At 72.4% G+C, this 22,007-nt stretch carries 20 protein-coding genes; 8 read left to right on the top strand and 12 right to left on the bottom strand.

The genetic code is table 11. The features are described 5' to 3' along the window. Positions 1 to 6: 6 nt before the first annotated feature. On the bottom strand, positions 7 to 894 hold the full coding sequence (locus ACNYS0_RS29910; RefSeq protein ID WP_422477879.1) for a helix-turn-helix domain-containing protein: 888 nt from the start codon (positions 892 to 894) through the stop codon (positions 7 to 9). Positions 895 to 1,031: 137 nt separating this feature from the next. Here ACNYS0_RS29910 and ACNYS0_RS29905 point away from each other — a divergent pair, with 137 nt between their 5' ends. After that, positions 1,032 to 2,777 (top strand): glycoside hydrolase family 35 protein, encoded by a 1,746-nt coding sequence (locus tag ACNYS0_RS29905; RefSeq protein ID WP_422477877.1) that lies wholly within the window; start codon positions 1,032 to 1,034, stop codon positions 2,775 to 2,777. A 45-nt stretch (positions 2,778 to 2,822) separates the two neighbouring features. On the opposite strand, the gene ACNYS0_RS29900 is transcribed toward ACNYS0_RS29905, so the two are convergent. After that, positions 2,823 to 5,933: an endo-alpha-N-acetylgalactosaminidase family protein gene (locus ACNYS0_RS29900; protein WP_422482810.1), complete on the bottom strand. Its 3,111-nt coding sequence runs from the start codon at positions 5,931 to 5,933 to the stop codon at positions 2,823 to 2,825. 221 nt (positions 5,934 to 6,154) lie between these two features. Here ACNYS0_RS29900 and ACNYS0_RS29895 point away from each other — a divergent pair, with 221 nt between their 5' ends. After that, positions 6,155 to 7,069 carry a zinc ribbon domain-containing protein gene (locus tag ACNYS0_RS29895; RefSeq protein ID WP_422477875.1) on the top strand — a complete coding sequence of 305 codons (915 nt, stop codon included), beginning with the start codon at positions 6,155 to 6,157 and terminating at the stop codon, positions 7,067 to 7,069. 140 nt (positions 7,070 to 7,209) lie between these two features. Here the strand turns inward: ACNYS0_RS29895 and ACNYS0_RS29890 are convergent, their stop codons facing one another. Together ACNYS0_RS29890 and ACNYS0_RS29885 are read right to left on the bottom strand one after the other, a co-directional pair. After that, the gene (locus ACNYS0_RS29890; RefSeq protein WP_422477873.1) at positions 7,210 to 8,154 is read right to left on the bottom strand and encodes an SDR family oxidoreductase; all 945 of its coding nucleotides are present in this window, start codon (positions 8,152 to 8,154) and stop codon (positions 7,210 to 7,212) included. A gap of 1 nt (position 8,155) precedes the next feature. Further along, the gene (locus tag ACNYS0_RS29885; RefSeq protein WP_422477871.1) at positions 8,156 to 8,896 is read right to left on the bottom strand and encodes an SDR family oxidoreductase; all 741 of its coding nucleotides are present in this window, start codon (positions 8,894 to 8,896) and stop codon (positions 8,156 to 8,158) included. Between the two features lie 131 nt (positions 8,897 to 9,027). Here ACNYS0_RS29885 and ACNYS0_RS29880 point away from each other — a divergent pair, with 131 nt between their 5' ends. Genes ACNYS0_RS29880 through ACNYS0_RS29860 form a run of 5 tightly spaced genes read left to right on the top strand, consistent with a single transcriptional unit; the run spans position 9,028 to position 13,475 of the window. Further along, positions 9,028 to 9,798: an enoyl-CoA hydratase family protein gene (locus ACNYS0_RS29880; RefSeq protein WP_422477869.1), complete on the top strand. Its 771-nt coding sequence runs from the start codon at positions 9,028 to 9,030 to the stop codon at positions 9,796 to 9,798. Next, positions 9,795 to 10,649, top strand: a complete 855-nt coding sequence (locus ACNYS0_RS29875; protein ID WP_422477867.1) for a CoA transferase subunit A — start codon at positions 9,795 to 9,797, stop codon at positions 10,647 to 10,649. The genes ACNYS0_RS29880 and ACNYS0_RS29875 overlap by 4 nt, the downstream gene beginning before the upstream one ends. Further along, a complete protein-coding gene (locus tag ACNYS0_RS29870; RefSeq protein ID WP_422477865.1) occupies positions 10,646 to 11,401 on the top strand; it encodes a CoA-transferase subunit beta in 756 nt (251 codons plus the stop codon). Before ACNYS0_RS29875 ends, ACNYS0_RS29870 begins: the two co-directional genes overlap by 4 nt. Further along, a complete protein-coding gene (locus ACNYS0_RS29865) occupies positions 11,398 to 12,492 on the top strand; it encodes an NAD(P)H-dependent flavin oxidoreductase (protein ID WP_422477863.1) in 1,095 nt (364 codons plus the stop codon). Before ACNYS0_RS29870 ends, ACNYS0_RS29865 begins: the two co-directional genes overlap by 4 nt. Before the next feature lie 41 nt (positions 12,493 to 12,533). Next, positions 12,534 to 13,475 carry a tyrosine-protein phosphatase gene (locus tag ACNYS0_RS29860; RefSeq protein ID WP_422477861.1) on the top strand — a complete coding sequence of 314 codons (942 nt, stop codon included), beginning with the start codon at positions 12,534 to 12,536 and terminating at the stop codon, positions 13,473 to 13,475. 306 nt (positions 13,476 to 13,781) lie between these two features. On the opposite strand, the gene ACNYS0_RS29855 is transcribed toward ACNYS0_RS29860, so the two are convergent. From ACNYS0_RS29855 to hsaA, 7 genes are all read right to left on the bottom strand, one after another. Further along, positions 13,782 to 15,347: a DEAD/DEAH box helicase gene (locus tag ACNYS0_RS29855; RefSeq protein WP_422477859.1), complete on the bottom strand. Its 1,566-nt coding sequence runs from the start codon at positions 15,345 to 15,347 to the stop codon at positions 13,782 to 13,784. Between the two features lie 132 nt (positions 15,348 to 15,479). Next, positions 15,480 to 15,683: a cold-shock protein gene (locus tag ACNYS0_RS29850; protein ID WP_266720703.1), complete on the bottom strand. Its 204-nt coding sequence runs from the start codon at positions 15,681 to 15,683 to the stop codon at positions 15,480 to 15,482. 174 nt (positions 15,684 to 15,857) lie between these two features. Continuing rightward, complete coding sequence (locus tag ACNYS0_RS29845) at positions 15,858 to 16,469, bottom strand: TetR/AcrR family transcriptional regulator (protein WP_422477857.1); 612 nt, start codon at positions 16,467 to 16,469, stop codon at positions 15,858 to 15,860. Between the two features lie 19 nt (positions 16,470 to 16,488). Continuing rightward, complete coding sequence (locus ACNYS0_RS29840) at positions 16,489 to 17,037, bottom strand: flavin reductase family protein (protein ID WP_422477855.1); 549 nt, start codon at positions 17,035 to 17,037, stop codon at positions 16,489 to 16,491. After that, positions 17,025 to 17,942 carry a VOC family protein gene (locus ACNYS0_RS29835; RefSeq protein WP_422477853.1) on the bottom strand — a complete coding sequence of 306 codons (918 nt, stop codon included), beginning with the start codon at positions 17,940 to 17,942 and terminating at the stop codon, positions 17,025 to 17,027. Before ACNYS0_RS29835 ends, ACNYS0_RS29840 begins: the two co-directional genes overlap by 13 nt. A 23-nt stretch (positions 17,943 to 17,965) precedes the next feature. Next, positions 17,966 to 18,826 (bottom strand): 4,5:9,10-diseco-3-hydroxy-5,9,17-trioxoandrosta-1(10),2-diene-4-oate hydrolase, encoded by an 861-nt coding sequence (gene hsaD, locus ACNYS0_RS29830; protein ID WP_422477851.1) that lies wholly within the window; start codon positions 18,824 to 18,826, stop codon positions 17,966 to 17,968. Further along, a complete protein-coding gene (gene hsaA, locus ACNYS0_RS29825) occupies positions 18,826 to 20,019 on the bottom strand; it encodes a 3-hydroxy-9,10-secoandrosta-1,3,5(10)-triene-9,17-dione monooxygenase oxygenase subunit (RefSeq protein ID WP_422477849.1) in 1,194 nt (397 codons plus the stop codon). The genes hsaD and hsaA overlap by 1 nt, the downstream gene beginning before the upstream one ends. Positions 20,020 to 20,287: 268 nt before the next feature. Between hsaA and ACNYS0_RS29820 the strand changes: the two genes are divergently transcribed. After that, on the top strand, positions 20,288 to 21,178 hold the full coding sequence (locus ACNYS0_RS29820; RefSeq protein WP_422477847.1) for an IclR family transcriptional regulator: 891 nt from the start codon (positions 20,288 to 20,290) through the stop codon (positions 21,176 to 21,178). 13 nt (positions 21,179 to 21,191) lie between these two features. Here ACNYS0_RS29820 and ACNYS0_RS29815 read toward each other — a convergent pair whose 3' ends face one another. Further along, entirely contained in the window at positions 21,192 to 22,001 is an 810-nt protein-coding gene (locus ACNYS0_RS29815; RefSeq protein WP_422477845.1) for an SDR family oxidoreductase, read from the bottom strand. Positions 22,002 to 22,007 lie beyond the last annotated feature (6 nt).

Genomic DNA, 22,007 nt, shown 5'->3' with positions numbered 1-22,007 from the left:
GACGGATCAGCCTACGTGGAGCATGGGTGGGTCGTCGGGGTCGGGGATCTTGTCGGACCAGCCGCCGGGTACGGCGCGGCCCTGTTGTTCGCGGAAGCGGACGGGGGCGGTGCCGACGCGGCGGGTGAACAGGCGGGAGAAGTAGGCGGGGTCGTCGTAGCCGACGCGGCGGGCGATGGCGGCGACGGGGAGTTCGGTGGCGGCGAGGAGTTCCTTGGCGCGGCCGAGGCGGATGCCGAGGAGGTAGTCCTTGGGGCTGCATCCGGCGCCGCGGCGGACGGCGGTGCGCAGTGCGGCGGGGGTCATGCCGTGGCGGGCGGCGTGGGCGGCGACGGACAGCGGCTGGAAGGCGTCGCGGGCGAGGGCCGTCAGGACGGGGTCGCCGCCCTGGGCGAGGTCGGCGCGGGCGCGGCGCAGGGCGACGAGGAGTTCGTGGACTGCGGCGCCGGTCTCGACCTCCAACAAGGGGTTGCCGCGGCGGGCTGCGCGGGCGATGCGGCCGACGGCGGCTCGGGCGTGGGCGGCGTCGGTGAGGGGTACGAGGGGGCGGTCGGGTTCGATGTAGCCGAGTTCGGTGTAGGTGGTGGTGGCCGGTCCCGTGAAGTCGACGAAGCATTCGTCCCAGCCGGTGTCGGGGTCGGCGCCGTAGTGGTGGGGGCGTCCTGGGGTGAGCCAGATCAGGGCGGGTGCGGTGACGGTGCGGCGGCGGCCGTCGGGATCCTGGTACCAGCCGCTGCCGGCGGTGACGACGACGGCGACGTGGTGGTCGAGGGTGCGGGGTCCGACGGTGGGCAGCAGGCCGTGCTGGAGTCCGACGCCGAGGCAGACGAGGCCGAGGCGGTGGTGGGCCGGGCTGGGCGTGAAGTACCGCATCCAGGTGTGGTACGTGGGCATGTGTCCCCTCCCGTGGTGATGCGTGCGGGCGTCCCCGTCCAACACCGGCCGATCTTTGTCCATGGACCGGGTCGGCCGCCAGAGGTGAGGGTGGCGGCCGGTGGGTGATGTGCCCATCAGGCGCGGAGGAGCACGTGATGACGGATTTCCGGGTGGGCGAGGACGGCTTCGAGGTGGACGGGCGGCCGGTGCGGCTGTTGTCGGGGGCCTTGCACTACTTCCGGGTGCACGAGGAGCAGTGGGCGCACCGGCTGCGGATGCTGCGGGCGATGGGCCTGAACTGTGTGGAGACGTACGTGCCGTGGAATCTGCACGAGTCGCGTCCGGGTGAGGTGCACGACGTGGGGGCGTTGGGGCGTTTTCTGGACGCCGCCCGGAGCGAGGGGCTGTGGGCGATCGTGCGGCCGGGGCCCTATATCTGCGCGGAGTGGGAGAACGGGGGGCTGCCGCACTGGGTGACGGGGCGGCTGGAGGCACGCGCGCGTACCAGGGATCCGGAGTTCCTGGCGGCGGTGGAGCGCTGGTTCTCGGTGTTGTTGCCGCAGGTCGTGGAACGGCAGGTGGACCGGGGTGGTCCGGTGCTCATGGTGCAGGTGGAGAACGAGTACGGCAGTTACGGCTCGGACCGGCGTTATCTGCGGGCGCTCGCCGATCTGCTGGTGCGGCTGGGGGTGACGGTGCCGCTGTTCACGTCGGACGGGCCCGAGGACCACATGCTGACCGGGGGTTCGGTGCCGGGGGTGCCGGCGACCGTGAACTTCGGGTCACGCGCGCGTGAGGCGTTCGCGACGCTGCGGAGGCACCGGGCGTCGGGGCCGTTGATGTGCATGGAGTTCTGGTGCGGGTGGTTCGACCACTGGGGTGCGGACCATGTCGTACGGGATCCGCGGGAGGCGGCGGACGCGCTGCGGGAGATCCTGGAGTGCGGGGCGTCGGTGAATCTGTACATGGCGCACGGCGGGACGAGTTTCGGGGGCTGGGCGGGTGCGAACCGGGGTGGTGGCGCGCTGCACGACGGTCCCCTTGAGCCGGATGTCACGTCGTACGACTATGACGCGCCGGTCGACGAGTTCGGCCGGCCGACGGAGAAGTTCTGGCTGTTCCGTGAGGTGCTCTCCGCGTATGCGGAGGGGCCGCTGCCGGAGGTGCCGCCCCGGCCCGCGGCGCTCGCGGGTCCTGTCGCGGCGGAGCTGACGGCCTTTACGGCCCTGGACGGGGTGCTCGAGGCGCTGGGCGGCCCGGAGGCGGAGTACGCGGTGCCGCCGTCGTTCGAGGACCTGGACGTGGACCGTGGCCTGGTGCGGTACGCGGTGACGGTGCCGGGGCCCCGGCGGCCGTATCCGCTGCTGGCGCGCGGGCTGCGGGATCTGGCGGTCGTGTACGTCGACGGGGCGCGGGCCGGGGTGCTCACGGAGGAGGAGCCTCGGCTCGCCGGGGAGGTCGCGGGGCACGCGCGCGTGGAGCTGTGGGTGGAGTCGCTCGGGCGGGTCAACTACGGGCCGCGCACGGGTGAGCCGAAGGGGATCACGGGCGGGCTGCTGCACGAGCGGCAGTTCCTGCACGGGGTGCGGGCGCGGGGGCTGCGCCTGGACGCGTTCACGGCGTCGGCGGTGGCGGGTCTGCCGTCGCAGGCATCACAGGGCGAGGGCAGGGGCCTGCACCGGGGCTCGTTCGAGGTGTCGGGGGCGGGGGACGCGTCACTCGAACTGCCGGGCTGGGGGCGGGGCTTCGTGTGGGTGAACGGGTTCTGTCTGGGCCGCTACTGGTCGACGGGCCCGCAGGAGGCCCTGTACGTGCCGGGTCCCGTGCTGCGCGAGGGCGCGAACGACGTGTGGGTCCTGGAGCTGGACGGGGCCGGGGAGCCGCGGGTGCTGTTGCGGTGACGCGGGTGGGCCCGGGGACGAGGCCCCCGGGCCCACGAAGGCCGGTCAGCCGACCTCGGTGACCTCGAAGACGTCCAGCGTGAACTCGGCCGTGCCGTCCTCCCCCGTCTTGCGCAGACCGACCCAGGCCTCCCCCTTGTCGGGCGCCGTGAACTCGTAGGTGAGCGTGGCGGGTTCGGTGGCCACCGGCAGCTCCTCCCGGGACAGCTCCTTGGCCTCCGGGTCGTCGACCGCCGTGATCCAGGCGTACTGGCCGGCCTTCTCGTTCTCGTAGCGGAAGGCGACCCGGTACCGCTTGCCGGGCTCGAAGCGGACGGTGTGCGGGACCGTGCGGTGGACGAGGCCGGTGTTCTCGCCGCGCGACTTGAGGGACTGGGTGCCGTCGACGACGTCGTCGATCGCCTTCCCGTTCCAGCCGCGCTGAGTGTACGGCGCGTGGCGTTGGGCGATGTGGGTGCGCGGGTCGGTGGAGCCGCCCGCGTCGCCCTTCACGAACGGGCCCCAGCCCTGGGGGACATGCTCGAAGTCCTCGTGAACCACGGTTCCGGCGGGCAGGTTCGGTGCGGGCGACTTCACGATGCGTACATTGTCGAAACGGACGCGGGCCGCACCGGCGGCGGCGCGCAGGGCGAGCGTGACCGGGCCGCCGCCTTCGGGGACGGTGAAGTGCGTGGTCATCCGCTGGAAGCGGGTGCCGTGCTTGCGGTCGGCGGCGACGTAGTTGCCCGCGGTGGAGGTGTCGGTGCGGTTCGTGGCGGTCACTCCGTCGGCCGTGCGGATCTCCAGGGCCGCCGTGCGCCGCTCCCCCGCCTTGGCGCCGACCTCGACCTGCACGGACGCGGCGTAGCTGCCGGGGGCGAGGCGGGTCAGGCGCTGGGAGACGGTAGCGGCGGCGCCTGACCCGATGACGAGTTCGAAGTCGCCGAGGTCGCTGCGCTCGACCGTGGCGGGTCCGGTGACCGTCCAGCCCTTCAGGGAACCGGAGTTGAAGCCGGGGTCGTGCAGCGGGGTGCCCTGGCCCCAGTCGGGCGCCCGGTCGAGGTCGGTGCGGTCCCGGTAGAGGACGTACGGCTGGTCGGCGTCGGCCTTCAGGGTCACCTTGCCGCCGGACACGGTGACGTAGGAGACGAAGGTGCGGCCCTGGTCGGTGAGCCGGTACAGGGCCACCCGGCCGCTGCTCTCCCACGCGCGCGGGAGGCGCCAACTCGTGCTGCCGCCCTTGGGGTTGTAGTGGTAGAGCTTCGCCGGGTCGGTGGCCTTGCGCGGTTCCCACGGCAGCAGGTAGGTGCCGTCGTCGTAGACGAGGCGGTCGTCAGTGGTGATGCGGCGGGCGCCGGAGGCGTCGGTGACGCTGGTGCGGGTGGCGCCGGAGAACGTGATCTCGTGCTCGCCCCACGTCCTGATCGGCTGCGCCTGGAGGTACTTGGCGGGCAGCGAGTGCGTCCAGATCAGGCGGTAGAACTCGGTCCAGTCGGTCTTGCCCGTCCAGCCCTCGAAGTTGCCCATGCGGGCGATGCCGAGGAGGGTCGGCCACTTGTCGGCGAAGACGTCTTTTTGGTGGTTGCGGATGAAGCGGATCAGCTTCGAGTTGATGCCGCGCGAGGTGTCGGGGCCGTAGTCCGTCTCGGTCGCCCAGTGGGACCACAGCGACGATCTTTCGAAGCCGTGGCCCCATTCGGACGTGACGTTCCAGCCCTGGTCGCGGAAGGTGCGCTGGAGGCGGTCGGAGGTCCAGCCGGACTCGCGGAACACGTCGATGTAGAGGGTGTTGAGGGCCGGGTCGGCGTCGCGGCGCAGGTCGGCGAAGCGCTTGACGATGTCGCCGGAGACGAGGTCGCGGCGCTGGTCGATGCGGTAGCTCTGGTCCAGCCAGTCCCACTGCTCGTTCGTCTTGTCGACGAGCTTCTCGGAGAACGCGTTCGCGACGGGGTACGACTCGGTGGCGTTGACGTGGACGCCGAAGTCGCTGTTCCACTTCTTGCCCTCGCGGACCAGGGTGTTGAGGTCGTCGAGGCCGCCCGCGCGCGTGTTGTAGTTCCCCGCGTAGTCGGGGTGCGCGGAGTCGTGGCCCTCGGACTGGTAGCCCTTGAGGAGGGTGTACTGGCGCAGCCCGTCGGTGGCCAGGTGGATGCGTTTGACGTTGTCGAGGGTCGCGAGGAACGGGTTGGTGGCCTGCGAGGCGAAGTTGAACGGGATGTGCGGGACGACCCGCAGGTGCTGTTCGTCGGCGCCGCGCGGCGTGTGGGCGATGTCGCGGAAGGCGATGGCGGCGTCCTGCCAGTCGACCTTGCCGTCACCGTTCCGGTCCCCGGTGACGACGACTCTCGCGTACGGGAGGGGTTCGGTGGCGTCGACGGGGGCGGTGGCGGCGCGGTGGGTCCACTGTCCTGGGGCGAGGAGGACGGCCGTGTGGCCCTCGCGGCGTACGGTCTCGCGCCACAGGCGGCCGTTGTCCCAGGTGGTTCCGGCGGCGCTGGTGGGCTTGTCGTAGCTGGTGTTCGTCTCGACGGCGCCGCCGAGCTTGTGGTGGGCGACGACGGCGTACGCGCATCCGGTGGGCGCCTGGGCGGGGCTGTCGGCGGCCGGGGTGACGAGGGTGTCGCCGCTCTTGGCCTTGTCGAGCTGCACGGTGGCGGCGAGGAGGGCGGCGCCGGGCTGGTCGCTGCGGACGGACAGCAGGGCCAGTCCGGGGAACTGGAGGGTGCCGATACGCAGTTGGGCCGTGTCGCTGATCTTCGTGACGCGCCAGTCGACCTGTTTGCCGTCGACGGCGATACGGACGTCGATGGTGGTGCCGCCGGTCAGCGTGAGCCGGTAGTCCGCGTGGTCGGCGGCAAGGGTGCACGTCACCTTCGGGGTGTGCTCGGCGCCGTCGATCAGGAGCGTGGTGACCGGGTCCGGCTGGGCGTGCAGGACGGCGCCTGTGGCGCGCTCTGTGTAGGAGACGACGACGGGGAAGGCGGTGTTCACGCGGACGTCGAGGTCCTGGGAGCGGATCACGGCGGCGCCGTCGGCGGCGGGCGCGGTGCTCGCGGCGCGGGCGGTGCCGGTCGGGCCGAGGCCGACCAGGGCGCCCGCACCGGCGACCGCGCCGGCGGCGACGAGGGCCCTGCGGCTGGGGCCGGGCGTCGTGTGCTGTCGGCCGCCCGCGGGCACCTCCTCGTACCTCGCGTTCTGCGAGCTCTCCGAGTTCTCCGACGGCTGGCCTTGGGGCTGCTCGGGCACGGCGCACTCCTTCTCACGGCGGCTTGGCGTGTCGATCACGATGCGCCGGGCGGGGCCGAGGGGCCCATGGACAAAGGGGCGGCAGGTCTTGGATTAATGGCCGTACTCTGGAGTCGCCGGGTACCGGCCCGGCGGACCCAGGGGGTGCGCGCGTGGCGGACGGCGGACCGGTGGTGCACGGCTATCCGCATCTGGAGACGGTGCGCTCGGCGATCACCGCTCTCTACAAGCGGCTCTCCTACGACACGGTGCACACGTTCTCGTCGAGCGTCGCACCGGCCGATGTCGCGTTCAGCGACGTCGACGATCTGTATCTCGGCGTGCAGCGGCTGGCGCGTGAACTGGTGCGGCACTATCGGCTGCCCGACGCGCGGATGATCGTGAGTTTCCGGGAGATGCGGCATGCGGCGAGCGTCGAACTGGCGGCGGGCCCCGAGTACTTCATCGAGTTGAACGACCGGTTCCGTACGCATCGCCGGGACATCGGGGCCGCGCTCGCGCACGAGATCATGCATGTGTATCTGCACCGCCTCGATCTGTCGCTGCCGGGGACGCGGGACAACGAGATCCTGACCGACACGGCGGCCACCTACCTGGGGGCGGGCTGGCTGCTCCTTGACGCCTACCGGGAGGACGCGGCGTCGTCGCAGAAGCTGGGCTATCTGACGCCCGAGGAGTTCGGGTACGTGCTCGCGAAGCGGTCCCTCGTGTTCGGCGAGGGACCGGAGACGTGGTTCACGAGCCCGCAGGCCTTCTCGGCGTACGAGAAGGGGCTTGAGCAGGCGCGGCGTGACGAGCGGCAGCCGCCGTTGACCGCGGCGGGCTGGGCGGGGCGGCGGCGCTATGCGAAGGACCGCCGGTACGCGCAGGATCACGGGCCGCGCGGCCTCGCCCCCGGGGGCCCTTACACGTTCTCCGCCGCGGCGGACGGTTCGGCCGGGCGCGGCGGTGGGCTGCGGGTGGCGTTCGCGTGCCCGACGTGCCATCAGCGGATCCGGGTGCCGGTGCGGGGCCGGGTGCGGGCGCGGTGCGCGCTGTGCCGGACGGTGTGGGAGTGCGACACGTAGCCCCTTCGACGGAAGGCCGCAGCGGGGCGGAGGCCACGGGGCCCTGCCCCCGGGCCCCGCGCCCCGCACCTCGACCTTCCCCGGCTACCGCTGGGAGGCGCCCCCTGCGGGGCTTGCTGTGACGCGGCTCAGCGCACGCGTCACGACGCCCCGTACACGCCTCCCGGTATCGCCGCGCGTGCCAGCAGTTCGCGGGCCGCGTCGCCCGCGCCCGCCGGTGTCCACCGCTCCTCCTTGTCGACGGTCGGGCCCGGCCGCCAGCCCTCCATCACGGTGATCCGGCCGGCCTCCACCTCGAAGACCCGCCCGGTCACCCCGTCCGCCGCGGCCCCCGAGCCGAGCCAGACGACCAGCGGCGACACGTTCTCCGGGGCCATCGCGTCGAAGGCGCCGGAGCCGGGCGCCGCCATGGTCTCGGCGAACGTCGCCTCGGTCATCCGAGTGCGGGCCGCCGGCGCTATCGCGTTGACCTGCACGCCGTAGCGCCCCATCTCGGCGGCGGCGACCAGGGTCAGGCCGAGGATCCCGGCCTTCGCCGCGCTGTAGTTGCCCTGCCCGACGGAGCCCAGCAGGCCCGCCCCGGAGGATGTGTTGACGACGCGGGCCTGCGGCGCCCGGCCCGCCTTCGACTCGACCCGCCAGTACGCGGCGGCGTGCTTGAGCGGCAGGAAGTGGCCCTTGAGGTGGACGCGCATCACGGCGTCCCAGTCGTCCTCGTCGAGGTTGACGAGCATCCGGTCGCGCAGGAATCCGGCGTTGTTCACCAGCGTGTCCAGGCGTCCGAAGGTGTCGACGGCCGCCGCGACGAGCGAGGCGGCGCCCTCGGAGGTCGCTATGTCGGCGCCGTGCGCCACCGCCTCGCCGCCCGACGCCCGGATCTCCTCGACCACGTGGGCCGCCGGGCTGTCCGGGGCGGGGGCGCCGTCCAGGCCCACCCCCAGGTCGTTCACCACGACCTTCGCGCCCTCGGCCGCGTACGCGAGGGCGTGGGCGCGCCCGAGTCCGCGTCCCGCTCCCGTGACGGCGACCACACGTCCCGCGCACAGGCCTCCGCTGTCGCCGTCGACCGGCTTCGCGTCCGTCATCTCACGCCTCCTTGTTGGCAGTTGCCGCGTCCAGGAACGCGGGGAGCTCGCCGCCGCCGTGCATCAGCAGGCTCGCTCCGGTGATGTACGAGGCGGCGTCCGACGCCAGGAACACCGCGGCGTCCCCGACCTCGCCCGGCTCGGCCAGGCGCCCCATGGGCACGGTCGCGCCCACGGCGGCGATGCCGTCCTCGTCCCCGTAGTGCAGTGCGCTCAGTTCGGTACGGACCATGCCGAGCACCAGGGTGTTCACCCGGATCTCCGGTGCCCATTCCACGGCCATGGACCGGGCGAGGTGCTCGAGGCCCGCCTTCGCCGCCCCGTACACCGCGCTGCCCGGCGAGGGGCGGCTGCCGCTGACGCTGCCGATCATCACGATCGAGCCGCGGGCGGCGGCGAGCTTCTCACGGGCGGCAAGGGACGCGGTCAGCGCCGCCGTCAGGTTCAGCTCGATCACGCGTGCGTGCCGTGCCGCGTCCGCCTCCGCGAGCGGGCGGTACGGCGTGCCCCCCGCGTTGTTCACCAGCACGTCCACCCGGTCGAGGCCCGCGAACAGCTCCGCCACGGCCGCCGCGTCCCGCAGGTCGACGGGTACGAACTCGCAGCCCTCCACCGGTTGTTCGGGAGGTCTGCGGGCGCAGGTGATCACCCGCGCACCGGCCTTCGCGAAAGCGCCCGCGATCCCCGCGCCCACTCCCCTCGTGCCGCCCGTGACGACGACGACCCGACCGCTCAGATCCATCCCGGACCCCTTCCCGACCCTTTCGGGTCCACTTGCGCCGACCGCTGCCCGACCCATTCCGCTGCCCCTCGCCGCCTGCTACCGTCATCGGCGTACCAAACAAACGTTAGGTGGAAAGGTAGCTGAACGCCATGGGTGTCTCCACCTCCTCACCCGAAAAGGGCATCGCCGTCGTCACGGTCGACTTCCCGCCCGTCAACGCACTGCCGGTGCGGGGCTGGTACGACCTGGCGGACGCCGTGCGTGCCGCGGGCCGCGATCCCGACGTGCGCTGCGTCGTGCTGACGGCGGCCGAGACCTCCCGCGGGTTCAACGCGGGGGTGGACATCAAGGAGATGCAGCGCGAGACGGCCGCGGCCGGCGGCGGCCACAGCGCCCTCATCGGCGCCAACCGCGGCTGCTACGAGGCGTTTTCCGCGGTGTACCAGTGCGAGGTCCCGGTGATCGCGGCGGTCGCCGGGTTCTGCCTGGGCGGCGGCATCGGACTCGTGGGGAACGCGGACGCGATCGTGGCGAGCGACGACGCGACGTTCGGCCTGCCCGAGCTGGACCGCGGCGCGCTCGGCGCGGCCACGCACCTGGCCCGCCTCGTCCCGCAGCATCTGATGCGCGCGCTGTTCTACACGTCGCGCACGGCGACGGCCGCCGAGCTGCACGCCCACGGCTCGGTCTGGCAGGTCGTCCCGAGGGACCAACTGCGCGGGGCGGCCCTGGAGCTGGCCCGCGACATCGCCCGCAAGGACGGCTACCTGCTCCGCCTCGCCAAGTCCGCGCTCAACGGGATCGACCCCGTCGACGTGCACCGCAGCTACCGCTTCGAGCAGGGCTTCACCTTCGAGGCGAACCTGAGCGGTGTCGCCGACCGGGTCCGCGACACCTTCGGACAGGAGACCGACCGATGACCACACCGGACAAGACCATGACGCCCGACGAAGTGGTCGGGCGCCTGCGCAGCGGCATGACGATCGGCATCGGCGGCTGGGGCTCGCGCCGCAAGCCCATGGCCCTGGTGCGGGCGCTGCTGCGCAGCGATGTCACGGACCTGACCGTCGTCTCGTACGGCGGCCCGGACGTCGGGCTGCTCGCGGCGGCCGGGAAGATCCGCAAGCTGGTCGCGGCGTTCGCGACGCTCGACTCCATCCCGCTCGAACCGAACTTCAGGGCGGCGCGCCAGCAGGGCGCGTTCGAGCTCATGGAGGTCGACGAGGCGATGTTCATGTGGGGGCTGCACGCGGCGGCGAACCGGCTGCCGTTCCTGCCCGTGCGGGCGGGCATCGGCTCGGACGTCATGCGCGTCAACCCGGATCTGCGGACGGTGACTTCGCCGTACGAGGACGGGGAGACGTTCGTGGCGATGCCGGCGCTGCGTCTCGACGCGGCGCTGGTGCACGTGAACCGGGCGGACCGCGCGGGCAACGGGCAGTACCTGGGCCCCGACCCGTACTTCGACGACCTGTTCTGCGAGGCGGCGGACAGCGCTTACGTGTCGTGCGAGCAGCTGGTCGACGGCTTCGGGGCGGACACGGTGCCGCAGACGCTGCTGGTCAAGCGGCATTCGGTGACGGGGGTCGTGGAGACGCCCGGAGGGGCGCACTTCACGTCCTGCGTGCCCGATTACGGCCGCGACGAGCCGTTCCAGAAGCTGTACGCGAGCACGCCCTGGCCCGAGTTCGCCGAGCGGTTCCTGCCGCCCGGCGGTGACGAGAAGCAGTACCAGTCCGCCGTCCAGGCCTGGCACGAGGAGCAGAAGTGAGCGTCACGACGACAGAGGTGTCCCGCGCCGAGTACTGCGTGATCGCGTGCGCCGAGGCCTGGCGGGACAACGGGGAGGTGCTGGCGAGCCCGATGGGCCTGATCCCGTCCGTCGGGGCGCGCCTGGCCAAGCGCACGTTCTCCCCCGGCCTGCTGCTGACCGACGGCGAGGCGATGGTGGTCGGGCTCGACGGCGCGGCGGAGGGCTGGCTCCCGTACCGGCAGCATCTGACGATGGTCACCGGCGGGAAGCGGCACGTGATGATGGGGGCGAGCCAGATCGACCGGTTCGGCAACCAGAACATCTCGTGCATCGGCGACTGGGAGCGTCCCGACCGGCAGCTCCTCGGGGTGCGCGGCGCCCCGGTCAACACCCTCAACAATCCGGTGAGTTACTGGGTCCCCAAGCACAGCCGCCGGGTCTTCGTCGAGAAGGTCGACATGATCAGCGGGGTGGGCTACGACAGCGCGGCCGCGGCGGGTCCGTCGGCTACGCGGTACCACCGCATCCCGCGCGTGGTGACGAATCTGGCCGTCCTGGACTTCGACACCGCCGACCACGCGATGCGGCTGGTCTCCGTGCATCCGGGGGTCACGGTGGCGGAGGTGCAGGAGGCGACGGGGTTCGCGCTGGTGCTCCCGGAAGGCGGCGAGGTGCCGACCACGCGGGAGCCCACGGCCGAGGAGCTGCGGCTGATCCGGGAGGTCATCGACCCGAAGGCGACGCGGGACCGGGAGGTCAAGCCGGTATGACGCCGCCTTCCGAACCGGCCCCGGACTCCGGGGCGTTCACCGTCCCCACGGCGCTGACCCGGCTGACGGGCGTGCGCCACCCCCTCGTACAGACCGGCATGGGGTGGGTCGCGGGGCCACGCCTGGTGTCGGCGGCGGCCAACGCGGGGGCGCTCGGCATCCTCGCGTCCGCCACCATGACGGTCGACCAGCTCCGCTCCGCCGTGCGCGAGGTGAAGTCGCGCACGGACCAGCCCTTCGGGGTGAACCTGCGGGCCGACGCGGGGGACGCGCGGGAGCGGGTCAAGGTGATCGTCGAGGAGGGCGTGAAGGTCGCCTCGTTCGCGCTCGCGCCGTCGAAGGAGCTGATCGCCGAGCTGAAGGACGCGGGCGCCGTCGTGATCCCGTCGATCGGGGCGCGCAGGCACGCCGAGAAGGTCGCGGCGTGGGGCGCGGACGCGGTCATCGTGCAGGGCGGCGAGGGCGGCGGGCACACCGGCGAGGTGGCCACATCGGTGCTGCTCCCGCAGGTGGTGGACGCCGTCGACATCCCGGTGGTCGGGGCGGGCGGCTTCCGCGACGGGCGGGGCCTGGTCGCCGCGCTGGCCTACGGGGCGGCGGGGATCGCCATGGGCACGCGCTTCCTGCTGACGTCGGACTCGACGGTGCCGGACGCGGTGAAGGCGAAGTACCTCGCGGCGAGCGTCAAGGACGTCACGGTGACGACGGCGGTGGACGGTCTTCCGCACCGCATGCTGCGCTCGGATCTTGTCGAATCGCTGGAGAACGCGGGGCGTACGCGCGCGTTGCTGCACGCCGTGCGCCGCGCCACGGGCTTCAAGAAGCTCTCGGGGCTGAGCTGGCCGCAGATGGTGCGCGACGGCCTCGCCATGAAGCACGGCAAGGACCTCACCTGGAGCCAGGTACTGCTGGCCGCGAACACGCCGATGCTCCTGAAGGCCTCCATGGTCGACGGCCGCACCGACCTGGGCGTCATGGCCTCCGGCCAGGTGGCGGGCCTCATCGAGGACCTGCCCAGCTGCGCGGAGCTGGTCGACCGCGTGATGACCGAGGCCCGCAAGACACTGGAGTCCCTCCCCACCCCACCCTGACCGGGCAGGACAACTGCCCGCACCCACAAGGGAGTTCATGTATGCCGCACACGTACAGAACAGGGCACGTTCACAGAACAGGGAACACCTTCGCGGCGGCGCTCTCGCGGCGCCGTGCGCTCGGCGCCGCGCTCGGCTCGGCCGCGGCCCCCGCCGCGGCGGCGGCGCCGGGAAGACCGCACGACACCGGTGGCATCCGGCAGATCCCCCTCCAAGGGGCGGTGAACGTCCGCGACATCGGCGGCTACCGTGCGCGGGGACACGGCCGGGTCCGGTACGGCCTCGCCTATCGGGCCGACGCGCTGAGCGAGCTGACCGACGCGGACGTGGCGCGGGTCGCCGGGCTGCGCCTCTCCCAAGTGGTCGACTTCCGGGTGCCGTTCGAGGTGCGCACCGACGGCGCCGACCGGCTGCCCACGGGTCTCGCGGCGACCGCGCGGGCCGTCTCCGACGGGGGCCAGTACGAGGCGATGATGGCCGCGATCGGCTCCAAGGACCCGGCGGTGCAGCAGGAGGCGCTGGGGAACGGCAAGGCGGCCGCCGCGATGCGCACCACGTACCGGATGTTCGTGACCGACGCGGCCAACCGTGCGCGGTTCGGGGAGACGCTCAGGGACGCGGCGTTCGGTGGGCGCGGCGCGCTGCTCTACCACTGCACGTCGGGCAAGGACCGTACGGGCTGGATGACGTACGTCCTGCTGAGCCTGCTCGGGGTGGACCGGCGGGCCGCGGTCGGCGACTACTTGGCGTCGAACACGTTTCGCGCCGCGCATGATGCCGAGGTCCGTGAGGGGTTGCGGCGGGCGGGGCTCATGCGGCATCCGGAGCTGCTGATACCTGTCCAGGAGGTGCGGATGGAGTATCTGGACGCCGCGCGTGAGCAGGTCCGGAGGGTCTTCGGCGGGCTGGACCGGTATGTGACCGAGGGGCTCGGGGTGGAGCGGGGGGTGGTGGAGGTGTTGCGGAGGCGTCTGGTGGAGTGAGCCGGTGGCGTCCGCCTCGCCGCCTTGTTGCGCCGCGGCGGAGCGGAGGCCGCGGGGCTCCGCCCCGGACCCCGCGCCTCAAGCGCCGGCGGGGCTGAATTCTCCTGACCCAGCGCCCCGTTGCGCCGCGGCGGAGCCGAGGCCGCAGGGCTCCGCCCCGGACCCCGCGCCTCAAACGCCGACGGGGGCTGAATTCTCCTGACCCACCGCCCCGTCACGCCCCAACGGAGCCGAGGCCCCAGCGCTCCGTCCCCGACCCCGCGCCTGAAGCGCCGGCGGGGCTGAAAATGCCTGGTGTAGCGGGGGTTACGCCGCCTGGCGGGGGCCTCGGGGGCCGCGGCCTCGGCGGGGGGCGCCGTTGCCGGAGGCGGCCTGGCCGCCGTTGGCGGAGCCGGAGCGGCGGCGGCCGCCTCCGTTGCCCGCGCCCGTGCGCTGTCCTTCGGTGCTCGCGGCCCGGCCGTTGCCACCGCCGTTGCCCGAGCCACCACGGGAGCGGCGCGAGCGGCGCGGCTTCGCGGCGGCGGAGGGCGCCGGCTGCTCGGGAACGGCGACGGCCACGGCGACACCGGACGGCTCGCGCGCGCCGGTGATCGTCGTCAGCTCCGCGTCCGTGGAGCGGACCTGCGTCGTCTGCGGCTTGATCTTCGCGTCGCGCATCAGGCGCTGCACGTCGCGCTTCTGCTCGGGCAGGACCAGCGTGACGACACTGCCGGACTCACCGGCGCGGGCGGTGCGGCCGCCGCGGTGCAGGTAGTCCTTGTGCTCGGTGGGCGGGTCGACGTTCACGACGAGGTCGAGGTCGTCGACGTGGATGCCTCGGGCCGCGACGTTCGTGGCGACGAGCGCGGTGACCCGGCCGTCCTTGAACTGCTCGAGGGTGCGGTTGCGCTGCGGCTGGCTGCGGCCGCCGTGCAGCGGGGCCGCGTACACGCCGGTGGCGAGGAGCCGCTTGGCGAGCCGGTCGGCGGAGCGCTTGGTGTCGACGAAGAGGATGACGCGGCCGTCGCGCGCGGCGATGCGGGCCGTGATGGCCTTCTTGTCGGTCTCGTCCTGGACGTGCAGGACGTGGTGTTCCATCGTCGTGACCGCGCCCGCCGAGGGGTCGACGGAGTGGACCACCGGGTCGTTGAGGAACTGCTTGACGAGCCGGTCCACGTTCTTGTCGAGCGTCGCGGAGAACAGCATCGTCTGGCCGCCCGGCTCGACCTGCTTGAGGAGCGCGGTGACCTGCGGCATGAAGCCCATGTCGGCCATCTGGTCGGCCTCGTCGAGCACCGTCGTGCGCACCGAGCCGAGCATGCAGTCGCCGCGCTCGATGAGGTCCTTGAGGCGGCCCGGGGTGGCGACGACGACCTCGGCGCCGCGGCGCAGCTGGCCGGCCTGCCGGGAGATCGACATGCCGCCGACGACGGTCGCGAGGCGCAGCTTCAGCGCGGTGGCGTACGGGGTGAGGGCGTCGGTGACCTGCTGGGCGAGCTCACGGGTGGGGACGAGGACGAGCGCGAGAGGGGACTTCGGCTCGGCCTTGGCGCCGGTCGTGTGGGTGAGCAGCGGGAGGCCGAAGGCGAGGGTCTTGCCGGAGCCGGTGCGGCCGCGGCCGAGGAGGTCCCGTCCTGCGAGCGAGTTGGGAAGCGTCGCGGCCTGGATGGGGAACGGCTCGGTGACGCCCTGCTCACCCAGCGTCTTCAGAAGGGCGGCCGGCATGTCGAGTGCGGCGAAGCTGTCCACGGCAGGCAGTGCGGGAGTGGTGTTCTCCGGCATGGTGAACTCGCTCGGCGGCGCGGACTGCGGCCTGCGACGCTGCTCGGGGGCGCGGCGCTGCCCGGCTGCGGGACGCGGGCTGCGGCGGGACGGGCGGGCGGAACTGGCCATGCGGCGATGCCTTCCGGGACGGGACAGCAGGAACCGGGGCCCGCACCGTAGCGGTGCGGGCCCCGGCCCGGTGATGCTCGATCCGACACTCACCGGGTCAGCCCGGTGAGGTCGAGTGATCTACGAGCGAGATCAGGCGGGGAGGATGTTCTCCGCCTGCGGGCCCTTCTGGCCCTGCGTCACGTCGAACGTGACCTTCTGGCCCTCCTGGAGCTCACGGAAGCCCGAGGTGGCGATGTTGGAGTAGTGGGCGAAGACGTCGGCGCCGCCGCCGTCCTGCTCGATGAAGCCGAAGCCCTTTTCCGAGTTGAACCACTTAACGATACCGGTGGCCATGTCGTTCTCCTTAAGAACAGGTAGCAGCCCCCATTCCACGAACGCCCACGTGAACGCCGGAAACCGGGAAATTTCCCGGTGGAAACAATAATGCGCCTGAGGAACATTCCCGTCAGGCGCGCATAAAGTCTATGGGTACCAAAACTGCAACGTCATGAATCTTAGCATGCGACGTCACCGCACCGCGATCCCGTCCAGGACCATGGACAGATATTGGCGCGCGATCTCCTCGGGACTGTGCCGCCCGCCCGGCCGGTACCAGGACGCCGCGACCCAGACGGTGTCGCGCACGAACCGGTAGGTGAGGCGGATGTCGAGGTCGGCGCGGAAGACCTGGTCGTCGACGCCGCGCTCCAGGGTGGTCAGCCAGGTCTTCTCGAACCTGCGCTGCGACTCCGCGAGGAAGGCGAAGCGTTCCTGGGCGACGAGCTGCTGGGACTCCCGCTGGTAGATGGCGACGGCGGCGCGGTGCCGGTCGATCTCCCGGAAGGACTCGGTGACCAGCGCCTCCAGGGTCTCCCTGGGTCCGAGCCCGTCGTCGAGGACGGTGTCGTACCCGGACCACAGCTCGTCGAGGAAGGTCCGCAGGATCTCCTCCAGCATCGATTCCTTGGAGTCGAAGTGGTAGTAGAGGCTGCCGGCGAGCATGCCCGCGTGGTCGGCGATCTTGCGGACGGTCGTGGCGTTGTAGCCCTGCTCGGCGAAGACCTCGGCGGCGGTGCGCAGGAGTTCGCCGCGCCGTTCGGGAGCGGCGTTCGTCGACTGGGACTTCTTCTTCGTAGGCACGGACCCATTGTCCCGGGCGTCACAGCCACTGGGCGAAGAGGTCCACCGTTTCCTGGTCCGTGCCGAAGCGGCCGGTGCCGAAGGCGGAGCGGAAGAAGAGGAGCGGGCGGCCGTCGGCGCGGGGGGTGGTGAGCGCGGTGACGCGGCCGATGACGATCTCGTGGTCGCCGCCGTCGACGGTGCGTTCGAGCTCGCATTCCAGGTGGGCGAGGGCGCCGTCGATCAGGACGCTGCCGCCGTCCCGCCCGGAGTGCCAGTCGAGGCCGGCGAACTTGTCGGGGGCGCGGGAGCCGAGGGTGCGGCACAGGGCGCGCTGGTCCTCGGCGAGGACCGAGATCCCGAAGCGGCCGGTGGGGGCGATCCGGGCCCAGCTCGTCGACGTACGGGCGACGCAGACGAGGACGAGGGGCGGGTCGAGGGAGAGGGAGGTGAAGGACTGGCAGGCGAGGCCAGCCGGGGCGCCGGCCTCGTCGAGGCCGGCGACGACGGTGACGCCGGAGGCGAACCGGGACAGGGCGTCCCGGAACTCCCCCGCGTCCACGGCCTCCAACGTGCTCAGCCGTTCCACTCGTGGCCCCACAGGGAGTCGGCGGTGATCTCCTTGGTCACCCAGGTCTCCGGGTCGACGACGAGGCCGTCCCAGCCGTACTCGACCTGGAAGCCGCCGGGCGCCTGGGCGTAGAAGGAGACCATGTGGTCGTTGGAGTGCCGCCCGAGGGAGGAGGCGATCGGGTAGCCGGCCTTCTTCATGCGGTCGAGGCCGTAGCCGACGTCGTCGAGCCGCTCCAGCTCGACCATGAAGTGGACGATGCCGGGCGGCAGGGCGCCCGGGTAGAGGCCGAGGCTGTGGTGGCGGCGGTTCGGGGACAGGAAGTACATGCGGTACATGTCCTGGCCGGGCCTGCCGGTGGGGACGGCGACCGGCGGGAGCCGCATGGAGTCGCGGAGCTGGAAGCCGAGGAGGTTCTCGTAGAAGTCGACGGCCTCCTCGATCTCGACGGCGGGGAGGACGACGTGGCCGAGGCCGAGGTCGCCCGCGCCCGCCTTCTTGTCGGTGCCGGTGACGAAGCGGTTGCCGTAGGGCGTGGCGAGCGGGGTGTGGTCCTGGGCCTGGCCCCAGTAGATCTCCAGGGGGTTGCCCGCGGGGTCGCTGACGTGGATCAGGCCCTGGACGCGGCGGTCGGCGAGGGTGGCGGCGTCGGCCTGCTTCACGGGGTGGCCCGCCGCCTCCAGCTCCTGTGCCGCGAGCGCCAGTTCACGGGCGTTGGCGACCTCGAATCCGGCGCCCATCAGGCGGTCCTGGGTTCCGGTGACGAACTGGAAGCGGTGGATGCGGTCGTCGATGCGGACGTTGAGCTGCTCCTCCGTGCTGCCCTGGGCCTCGGTCATGCCGAGGATGTCGAGGACGTAGGTGCGCCAGGCGGCGAGGTCGGCCGTCTCGATGCGCAGATAGCCGAGTGCGCGGATGTCCATCCGTAACTCCCCTAACAGGTACGTCAGTTGGTGAAGAAGTCGATCGCGAGGCGGTTGAACTCGTCGGCCTTCTCGGTCTGCGCCCAGTGGCCGCACTTCGGGAACACGTGCAGGCGGGCGTTGGGCATCGTCTTGAGGGCGACGAACGCGCCGTCGATCGGGTTGACGCGGTCCTCGCGGCCCCAGGTGAGGAGCGTCTCGTGGGTGATCCTTCCGGCGTCGCGCCAGATCTGGGTGCGCTCGGCCCACTCCGGGTTGGCGAAGGAGGCGCCCATGCGGGCGGTGCCGAGGCGGACGTCGGGGTCGATGGCGCGCTGGTAGCGCTCCTCTACGAACTCGTCCGTGACGATCGACCTGTCGTACGCGAGCGTGGTCAGGAACGCCCGCATCTGCTCGCGGGTCGGCTCGGCGGCGGCGTTGAACTCGAAGAGCTGCCGGATGCCCTCGGTGGGGTCGGCGTGGAACAGGTTGAGGAAGATGCCGCCGGGGCCCATGAGGAGGAGCTTGCGGGCGCGGTCGGGGAAGTCGAGGGCGAGGCGGGCCGCGGTGCCGCCGCCGAGCGAGTTGCCCACGAAGTCGGCCCGCCGGATGCCGAGTTCGTCCATGAGGGCGACCGTGAAGCGGGCGGAGGCCGTCCAGTAGTCGGCGTCGAGCTCGGGCTTGTCGCTGGCGCCGAAGCAGACCTGGTCGAGGAGGATCGTGCGGAAGCCCGCTTCGGCGAAGACCGGGAGGTTGGCGCCGAAGTTGGACCAGCCGCTCGCGCCGGGGCCGCCGCCGTGCAGGAAGATCACGGCGGGCCCGTCGGCCGGGCCCGCCTCGTGGTGGGCGAGGGTGATCCCGGCGGCCTTCACGGTGCGGCGGGTGTCGTGTTCAGTGAGCGCCATCAGAGCATCACGTCCTGGATCTCCAGGCCGAGGGCGTCCTGGCCGTAGATGAGCAGGGCCCGCTCCGGGTCGTTGGCGGCGTGGCCGCGCCCGGTGTGGACGTCGCGCCAGGCGCGCTGGACGCCGGCCGGGCCCGCGCCCGTGCGCATCGCGTTGCCGCCCGCGTTCTCCATCAGCAGGTCGACGGCGGCCGCCGCGCGCTCGGTGGCGAGGACCTGGTCGCGGCGGGCGCGGGCACGCAGCTCCATCGTCAACGGGGCGCCCGAGCAGGCGAGTTCGTACATCTCGGCGATGTTGCCGCGCAGCTGCCGCCAGGCGGCGTCGATGTCGCTCGCGGCGCGGGCGAGGCGGATCTGCGCGAACGGGTCCTCGGCGACCTTCTGCCCGTACGACACGCGGATGCGCTCGCGGGTCGCGGCGACGAAGCCGTTCCAGGCGCCCTGCGCGATGCCGACGATCGGGGTGGAGATGGTGGTGGTGAAGACGCTCGCGTACGGGAGCCGGTACAGCGGATCGGGGTTGACCTCGGCGCCGGGCGGGGTGAGGGCGGTGACCGGGCCGAAGGAGAGGGCGCGGTGCTCGGGGACGAAGACGTCCTCGACGACGATGTCGTTGGAGCCGGTGCCGCGCAGGCCGACGGTGTCCCACACGTCCTTGATCTCGTAGTCGGCGCTCGGCAGCAGGAACGAACGCATGTCGACGAGGTTGCCTTCGGCGTCGGGCACGAGCGCGCCGAGGATCACCCACGTGGCGTGGTCGCAGCCGGACGAGAAGTGCCAGCGGCCCGAGAGCCGGAAGCCGCCGGCGACGGGGGTGACCTTGCCGGTGGGGGCGTACGAGGAGGAGATGCGGGTGTCGGCGCGCTCGCCGTTCTCGCCCCACACCTCGTCCTGCGCCCGCTTCTCGTAGAGGCCCACGTGCCAGGGGTGGACGCCGACGACGGAGGCGACCCAGCCGGTGGAGCCGCAGGCCTGGGCGATCTCCTTGACGGCGTCGTAGAAGACGGTGGGGTCGGCGGCGTACCCGCCGTAGCGCTTGGGCTGGAGGAGGCGGAAGAAGCCGGTCTCGGTGAGTTCCTTGACGGTGGCTTCGGGGACCTTGCGCAGTTCCTCCGCCTCGGCGGCGCGCTCCGCGATGGCGGGCAGGAGGGCGCGGACCGAGGCGAGGACGTTTTGGGTGGTGGGGTCGGTCATGGCGGCGACGTTAGGCTCGCCGCCGGGGGGCCGGACAGGGGCGGTTCCCGGTGAGCGGGAAGGGAGCGTCCTCCTACGTCTCGGGGCTCCGCCCCGGACCCCGCGCCTCAATCGCCGGCGGGGCTTGATCTGCTCAACCGGCGCCGGGGATTGATCTGCTCGATCGCCGCAGGGGCTAGATAAGCCAGGTCGAGGCGTGGCAAGGTCCAGTCAGCGCTGATCGGGGCCGCGATGAGGCGGCCCATGCCCATGGTTACGGGGGTGTGCTGTGCTCGAAACGGCCCTGGAGGCAGGTGCTCCGCTGTCTCTCCTGGAGAAGGCGGAGAAGGTCCTCGCGGCCTTCGACGGCGGGCGCGGCCGGCTGTCGCTGACCGAGATCATCCACCGTTCCGGCCTGTCGCGGTCGTCCGCGCACCGCATCCTCGACCAGCTGGTGAAGCTGCGCTGGCTGGACCGGGAGGGCCGGGACTACCGGCTCGGTCTGCGCATGCTGGAGCACGGCGGGCTCGCCGCGCACCACAACCGGCTGATCCGCGCGGCGATCCCGCATCTGGACGCGCTGCACGAGGCCACGGGAAAGCTCGTCCAGCTGTACGTACTGGACGGCGTGACGGACGTGGTGTGTCTGGAGCGGGCCGGTTCGCTGCCGCAGTCGGTGGGTGACACGACGGACCGGGCGTACCCGGTGCGGATCGGGGCGCGGCTGCCCGCGCACGCCACGGCGGCGGGCAAGGCGATGCTGGCGTTCGGCGACAAGGACGACATCGAGACGGTGGTCGCGGCGGGTCTGCGGCCGCGGACGCATCGCACGGTGACGCGGCCCGACGTGTTCTGCTCGGAGCTGTCGCGGGTGCGCACGGCGCAGATCGCGTACGACCGCGGGGAGACGTTCTCCGGGCTCGTGTGCTCGGCGGTGCCGTTGCGCGGCGCGGGCCGGGCGGTGGCCGCCGTGTCGCTGGGCTCGCTGGGCGGGCTGCGGCCGTTGGAGCTGGCGGCGCCGCTGCTGCACGGGGCGGCGCGGGCGATCTGGCGGGATCTGAACGGTCCCGGGCGGGCGGCACGGCACGCGCCCGCCCCGGACGTGACGCCGCGGGACGCGGCGGTGGACCGCACGATCCCCAACCTTCTGGGGTGGGTGCGGTCCGACTCCTGGATGTGAGCCGCTACGAGGGTCAGGCCTTCGGGTGCCAGACCTTCGGCCAGTCCGTGGCGCGCAGTTGTGCGTCGAGGCCGCCGTCCGCGAAGAAGACGGAGCCGACGCAGTACGCGGACTTCGGGGAGAGCAGGAACTCGACGAGTTCGGCGATCTCCTCCGCCCGGCCCGCACGGCCCGCCGGGATCGCGGCGAGGAACTGCCGGATGCTCTCGGCGGTCGCGGGGTCCTCGGCTGCGGCGCGGGTCATCGGGGTGTCGATGTAGCCGGGCGCGACCGCGTTCAGGCGGATGCCGTCGGCCTGGAAGTCGGCGGCGCGGGTGCGGGCGTACCAGGCGAGGGCCGCCTTCGTGGCGGGGTAGGCGCCGACGCCGCCGTCCTGGGCGCCCGCCTCGTCGGCGACGCGGCGGGCCTCGGCCTCGTCGCCCGCGAGGCAGGCCTCGGCGACCCGTTCCGGCCAGTCGGGCTGCGTGGTCGTCGAGTTGGAGGAGGCGAGGACGACGGACGAGGTCCCGGCCGCGGCGAGCGCCGGGCGCAGTCCCTCCAACAGGCGGATCGCACCGAAGTAGTTGACGGACACCAGCAGGCTCGACGAGCGGCCCGCGCCGCCGGCGAGCCCGGCGAACGGCAGGAGGCCGTCGAGTCTGCCGTCGCCGAGCCGGGTGATCTCGGCGACGGCGTGGGCGCGGCCCTCGGGGTCGCCGAGGTCGGCGGTGACGTCGGCGTTCTCGAGGTCGACGCCGATGACCGTGTGGCCCTGCGCGCGCAGCCGTTCGGTGAGTGCGGCACCCATGCCGGAACCGGCTCCGGTGACGGCGATCGTGGACATGTGCTC

Origin of the sequence: Streptomyces anthophorae (assembly GCF_049310305.1) — a bacterium.
In the GTDB taxonomy this organism is placed as follows: domain Bacteria; phylum Actinomycetota; class Actinomycetes; order Streptomycetales; family Streptomycetaceae; genus Streptomyces.
This window is presented reverse-complemented; position numbering and strand designations above follow the sequence as displayed.

Coding starts and splice junctions, on each gene's coding strand:
- ACNYS0_RS29910 (WP_422477879.1), bottom strand. CDS start 894: ATGCCCACGTACCACACCTGGATGCGGTACTTCACGCCCAGCCCGGCC.
- ACNYS0_RS29905 (WP_422477877.1), top strand. CDS start 1,032: ATGACGGATTTCCGGGTGGGCGAGGACGGCTTCGAGGTGGACGGGCGG.
- ACNYS0_RS29890 (WP_422477873.1), bottom strand. CDS start 8,154: ATGACGGACGCGAAGCCGGTCGACGGCGACAGCGGAGGCCTGTGCGCG.
- ACNYS0_RS29885 (WP_422477871.1), bottom strand. CDS start 8,896: ATGGATCTGAGCGGTCGGGTCGTCGTCGTCACGGGCGGCACGAGGGGA.
- ACNYS0_RS29880 (WP_422477869.1), top strand. CDS start 9,028: ATGGGTGTCTCCACCTCCTCACCCGAAAAGGGCATCGCCGTCGTCACG.
- ACNYS0_RS29875 (WP_422477867.1), top strand. CDS start 9,795: ATGACCACACCGGACAAGACCATGACGCCCGACGAAGTGGTCGGGCGC.
- ACNYS0_RS29865 (WP_422477863.1), top strand. CDS start 11,398: ATGACGCCGCCTTCCGAACCGGCCCCGGACTCCGGGGCGTTCACCGTC.
- ACNYS0_RS29860 (WP_422477861.1), top strand. CDS start 12,534: ATGCCGCACACGTACAGAACAGGGCACGTTCACAGAACAGGGAACACC.
- ACNYS0_RS29855 (WP_422477859.1), bottom strand. CDS start 15,347: ATGGCCAGTTCCGCCCGCCCGTCCCGCCGCAGCCCGCGTCCCGCAGCC.
- ACNYS0_RS29850 (WP_266720703.1), bottom strand. CDS start 15,683: ATGGCCACCGGTATCGTTAAGTGGTTCAACTCGGAAAAGGGCTTCGGC.
- ACNYS0_RS29835 (WP_422477853.1), bottom strand. CDS start 17,942: ATGGACATCCGCGCACTCGGCTATCTGCGCATCGAGACGGCCGACCTC.
- hsaD (WP_422477851.1), bottom strand. CDS start 18,826: ATGGCGCTCACTGAACACGACACCCGCCGCACCGTGAAGGCCGCCGGG.
- hsaA (WP_422477849.1), bottom strand. CDS start 20,019: ATGACCGACCCCACCACCCAAAACGTCCTCGCCTCGGTCCGCGCCCTC.
- ACNYS0_RS29815 (WP_422477845.1), bottom strand. CDS start 22,001: ATGTCCACGATCGCCGTCACCGGAGCCGGTTCCGGCATGGGTGCCGCA.